This window comes from Agromyces binzhouensis (assembly GCF_004135055.1).
GTDB lineage: Bacteria > Actinomycetota > Actinomycetes > Actinomycetales > Microbacteriaceae > Agromyces > Agromyces binzhouensis.
Genome location: NZ_SDPL01000235.1, coordinates 1 through 4819 on the forward strand (window position 1 = coordinate 1; position 4819 = coordinate 4819).

Consider the following 4819-nt stretch of genomic DNA (forward strand, 5'->3'; position numbering starts at 1 on the left):
CCCGACCCTGCCGACGCCGCGGCCGTGCACCGGTCGCTCGCGGCGCGGGCCGACCTCGTGTTCGCGGGCTTCGACGAGGCCGAGCTCCTGACCGGGCTCGCCGGGGCCACCGCCGACGACCTCGCACGCGCGATCGCCGGGCTCGGGCCGGCCGAGGTCGTCGTCAAGCTCGGCGAGGACGGCGCGATCGCATTCGCCGATGGCGCCGCCCACGAGCGCGCGGCCGTACCGGTGACCGTCGTCGACACCGTCGGCGCGGGTGACGCGTTCGTCGCCGGGTACCTCGCCGCACGCCTCGCCGGCCAGGACGTCGACGGGCGACTCGCCCTCGGTGTCCGCACCGGGGCCGCCGCATGCACGCACCCGGGCGACTGGGAGGGCTTCCCAACGCACCGCGACCTCGAGCGCGACCTCGGCGCGGACCCCGTGCAGCGCTGACGCGCCCGGCACCCCGGGCGCGACCGCACCGCGATCATCCCAGCTGCAGCACCCCGTCGACCCGCCGCGGGATCCCCTCGTAGCCGTCGCGGAGCTCGGCCGGAAGCAGCGCCTCCGGCGCGTCCTGCCAGGCGAGCGGCCGGAGGAAGCGGCGGATGGCGCTCACGCCGACGGACGTGTGCTGCGAGTTCGTCGCGGGCCACGGCCCTCCGTGGTGCTGCGCCCACGAGACGCGCACGCCCGTCGGGTAGCCGTCGAACACGAGACGTCCGACGCGCGGCGAGAGCTCCCGCACGAGCGCGGCGACCGCGTCGGCGTCGGACGCCTCGCTGTGCACGGTCGCGGTGAGCGAGTCGGGCACGGCGTCGAGCGCCCGCACGATCTCGGCGTCTTCGTCGAAGCGCACGAGCACGATGAGCGGCCCGAAGGCCTCCTCGGTCGCCTCGGACGTGAGCGCGGCGGCCGTCGTAGCGAGCACGGTGGGCACGGCCGTGAATCCCGCGCCCGGGTCGGCGACGCCCTGGGCCAGCACCGCGACCGAGCCGGTCGCGACCACGCGATCACGGATCTCGTCGAAGGACGACGCGATCCGCCCGTTGAGCAGCACCGTGGCCGCGGCATCCGTGGCCTTCGCCGCGATGCGCGCCACGAGCGCGTCGCCGGCGTCGCCGGTCGGCACGAACGCGACGCCCGGCTTGGTGCAGAACTGGCCGCTGCCGAGCGTGAACGAGCCGTAGAGGCCGTCGGCGATCGCCTCGCCACGCGCGGCGGCCGCCGCAGGCGTGACGATCAGCGGATTGAGGCTCGACAGCTCGCCGTAGAACGGGATCGGGCGAGGGCGGGCATCGATGAGGTCCATGATGGCCCGGCCGCCGTGCAGCGAGCCGGTGAAGCCGACGGCCTGCACGAGCGGGTGCGACACGAGCACCCGGCCCGCGTCGGTGCCATAGACGATGCCGATGAGTCCCTCCGGCGCGCCGTACGCCGCGGCGGCGTCACGCAGCACGGCGTGCGAGGCCTTCGAGGTCGCGAGGTGCGACGAGTGGGCCTTCAGCACGACCGCGTTGCCGGCGGCGAGCGCCGAAGCGGTGTCGCCGCCCGCGACCGAGAACGCGAACGGGAAGTTGCTCGAGCCGAACACCGCGATCGTGCCGAGCGGCACGAGCATCCGCCGGATCTCGGGCTGCGGGCCGAGCGCGGTCGTGTCGGCGTGGTCGATCGTCGCCTCCAGATAGCCGCCGTCGCGGAGCGCCTCGGCGAACATCCGGAACTGGAAGCTCGAGCGGCCCACCTCGCCCGTGAGCCGGGGCAGGCCGAGCCCGGTCTCCGCGTCGGCCACGGCGGCGAGGTCGTCGCGATGCGCGTCGAGCGCGTCGGCGAGGGCGTCGAGCAGGCCGGCCCGCCAGAGGCGGTCGTGGGCTGATGCCGCGGCGAATGCGGCATCCGCGGCCCGGATCACGGCATCGGCCTCGTCGGGCGCGCATGCGGCGATGCCGGTCGGGCGGGTCTCGCCGGTGCGGGGGTTCGTGCTGGTGAGCATGGTCGTCTCCGGGGTCGGGATGGATCGGGTCGTCGCGCGTGGGTTCAGAGCAGGCCGCGCGTGGACAGCGACCGGTAGAGGGCGTCGATGCCGAACGTCCACGGCTCGGCGGCATCCGTCGAGCGCACGCGGTTGACGAGCGCGCCGAGGCGCGGCTCGGCGATCCGCACGAGGTCGCCGTCGCGGTGCGTGAACCCCCGGCCGGGCACGTCGCGGTCGTCGACGGGCGCGAACATCGTGCCGAGGTAGAGGACGAAGCCGTCGGGGTACCGGTGGTGGGCGCCGACGACCTGGCCGACGAGGTCGACGGGGTCGCGGCTGATGCGGGCGAGCTCGCTCGTTCCGTCGAGCCGATAGCCCTCCTCGCCGTCGATCGAGAGCCGCACGACCGAGGCCCGGAGCTCGTCGATGCCGTAGCCGTCGTCGAACAGCCGGATGAACGGGCCGAGCGACGCCGACGCGTTGTTGTCCTTCGCCTTGCCGAGCAGCAGGGCGCTCCGGCCCTCGACGTCGCGGAGGTTCACGTCGTTGCCGAGGCTCGCGCCCACGATGCGACCCGTCGAGCTCACGACGAGCACGACCTCGGGCTCGGGGTTGTTCCACTGCGACGCGGGATGCACGCCCACGTCGACGAGTGCGCCGACCGTCGCGAGCACGGGCGCCTTGGTGAACACCTCGGCGTCGGGGCCGATGCCGACCTCGAGGTACTGGCTCCACCAGCCGCGCTCGATGAGCAGCGCCTTGAGGGCCGCCGCCTCGTCGGAGCCAGGCTTCAGCGCGTCGAGCGACCCGCCGATCGTGGCGAGGATCTCGGCCCGGATCTCCGCGGCGGCGTCCTGGTCGCCGCGGGCGCGCTCCTCGATGACGCGCTCGAGCATCGACACCGGGAAGGTCACGCCCGCGGCCTTCACGACGTGCAGGTCGATCGGTGAGAGCAGCCATGGCTTCGCGGTGTCGCGGGTCTCGGGCGGGGTGTTCCGGGCGAGTTCGTCGAGGCTGCCGAGAACGGGGCCGTCGGCGGCGGCGAGCGCGGCGACCGGCTGATCGTGCTCGGTGAGGGCGCGCATCGTCGGGAACGTGCGCGAGACGTCGACGACGCCCTCGGGCCGCAGCACGACGACGCTCGGGCCGGCTGAGGTCCAGGCGCGGCCCACGAGGGTCGCGCGGTCGGCGTCGTCGGGCAGGATGTCGCGGGCTTCGGGCCAGGTCATGATGCGGTTCCTCGGAATGTCGTCGTGCGGTCGGTGAAGGGAGACGTCGGCGGCGCGCTCAGCGCCGGAGGAAGACGCCCGCGCGCTTCTCGGCGAATGCCGCCCGGCCCTCGTGTGCGTCCTCGGTGGCGAAGGTCACGGTCTGCAGGTCGCGCTCGTAGCGCATGGCCTCGTCCTGGGTCATGTTGAACGCCGCGCGCAGGTTCGCCTTCGCGGTCTCGGCCGCGATGGGCGGGCGCGAGGCGATCACGCGGGCGAGCTCGACCGCCCGCTCGATCAGTCGGTCGGGTGCGACGAGCTCGCTCACGAGCCCCCACCGAAGGGCCGTCTCGGCGTCGATCGGGTCGCCCGTCATGAGCATGACGGCCGCATTCGACGGGCCGATCGAGTGTGCGAGGAACGTCGACATGCCTCCCCCGCCGATCCAGCCGAGCTTGATCTCGGGCGCCGCGAAGCTCGCGGTCGTCGAGGCGAGGCGGATGTCGCAGATGAGCGTGGTCTCGAGCCCGCCGCCGAACGCGTAGCCGTTGATCGCGGCGATGACGGGCTTGCGCGCGTCGCGGATCGCGTCGCAGTAGTCCGTGCGGTTCCGGAACTCCCACGGCGTCGCGTACGTGTCGAGCGTGCGGATGTCGGAGCCGGCGCAGAACGCCCGGTCCCCCGCCCCCGTGAGGACGATCGCGCGGACCTCGTCGGCGGCATCGGCCCACTCGATCACCTCGACGAGCGCGTACGACATCTCGGGCGTGACGGCGTTGAGCTTCTCGGGGCGGTCTATCGTGATGATCGCGACATGGCCGTCGACCTCGAGGCGGATGTTCGGGCTGGCGGGCTGCATCAGAGCACGCTCCTTTCGCGGGCGAGGGTGTCGAAGGCCCGGTCGAGTTCGTTGAGGGCGTCGGCGGGCGAGCCGCGGCCGAGCAGAGCCTCGCGCAGGAGCGCCGACGCGGCGGACTGGAAGGGGATGTACCCCGGCACGCGCGGGCGCACCCAGGCGTCCTCGATGGTCGCGAGCGTGGTCCGGTAGAAGTCGCCGGATGCCGCGTTCACAGTGTCGTCGGTCCAGGCGCTCCGCAGGCCGGGCTGGCCTGCGTACTCCGGGATGAACGTGCGCTGCACCTCGGGGTCGAGGAGGCCCGCGAGGTGAGCGACGAGGTCGGCGTCGGGGCGGCAGCGCCTGGAGATCGCGATGCCCGTGCCGCCGATGGTCGAGCCTCGGCGGCTGCCCGAGGTCGCGGCGGGCGCGTCGTCGAAGCGCAGCGCGCCCGGGCCCGAGGCGTAGTTCACGTAGCCGTACACGAGGGGGACGTAGGCGATGTCGCGGACGCGGCGCATTCGCTCGATCAGGCCGATCGGGTTGAGGTCTGGCGCGCCCTCGGGCATGCCGGCCGCGAGCTCGGCCATGAGCGCGAACGCCCGCTCGCCGATCTCGCGGTCGACGAAGCCGCAGCCCGGCTCCGTCGCGGGGACGACGGCAGTGGCATCCGCCCCGCCCGCCGCGCCCAGCGCGACGCAGATCGACGCGAACGACAGGAACGCGTGCGGCCCGGCGAGGCTCAGCGCGACGGGCGCGGTCGTGGCGAGCTGCCGCACCTCGTCCCACGTGGTCGGGGCGACGGGCACGAGCTCG

At 73.9% G+C, this 4819-nt stretch carries 5 protein-coding genes; 1 reads left to right on the plus strand and 4 read right to left on the minus strand.

What is annotated here, in order from left to right:
- Positions 1-438, plus strand: a 438-nt coding sequence (locus tag ESO86_RS11510; RefSeq protein WP_242492330.1) for a PfkB family carbohydrate kinase, incomplete at its 5' end; no start/stop codon positions are given.
- Positions 439-472: 34 nt separating this feature from the next.
- On the opposite strand, the gene ESO86_RS11515 is transcribed toward ESO86_RS11510, so the two are convergent.
- From ESO86_RS11515 to ESO86_RS18920, 4 genes are all read right to left on the minus strand, one after another.
- Complete coding sequence (locus tag ESO86_RS11515; protein WP_129235136.1) at positions 473-1978, minus strand: aldehyde dehydrogenase family protein; 1506 nt, start codon at positions 1976-1978, stop codon at positions 473-475.
- Positions 1979-2022: 44 nt separating this feature from the next.
- Complete coding sequence (locus tag ESO86_RS11520) at positions 2023-3189, minus strand: fumarylacetoacetate hydrolase family protein (RefSeq protein WP_129235138.1); 1167 nt, start codon at positions 3187-3189, stop codon at positions 2023-2025.
- A 58-nt stretch (positions 3190-3247) separates the two neighbouring features.
- Positions 3248-4027, minus strand: a complete 780-nt coding sequence (locus tag ESO86_RS11525; RefSeq protein WP_129235140.1) for an enoyl-CoA hydratase/isomerase family protein — start codon at positions 4025-4027, stop codon at positions 3248-3250.
- Positions 4027-4819: type 2 periplasmic-binding domain-containing protein (locus ESO86_RS18920; RefSeq protein WP_165307699.1), on the minus strand; the 793-nt coding region annotated here is incomplete at its 5' end. The genes ESO86_RS11525 and ESO86_RS18920, both read right to left, overlap by 1 nt.

Bases quoted from the DNA above. Each gene is read 5' to 3' on its own strand.
- ESO86_RS11520 (WP_129235138.1), bottom strand. From the start codon at position 3,189: ATGACCTGGCCCGAAGCCCGCGACATCCTGCCCGACGACGCCGACCGC.
- ESO86_RS11515 (WP_129235136.1), bottom strand. From the start codon at position 1,978: ATGCTCACCAGCACGAACCCCCGCACCGGCGAGACCCGCCCGACCGGC.
- ESO86_RS11525 (WP_129235140.1), bottom strand. From the start codon at position 4,027: ATGCAGCCCGCCAGCCCGAACATCCGCCTCGAGGTCGACGGCCATGTC.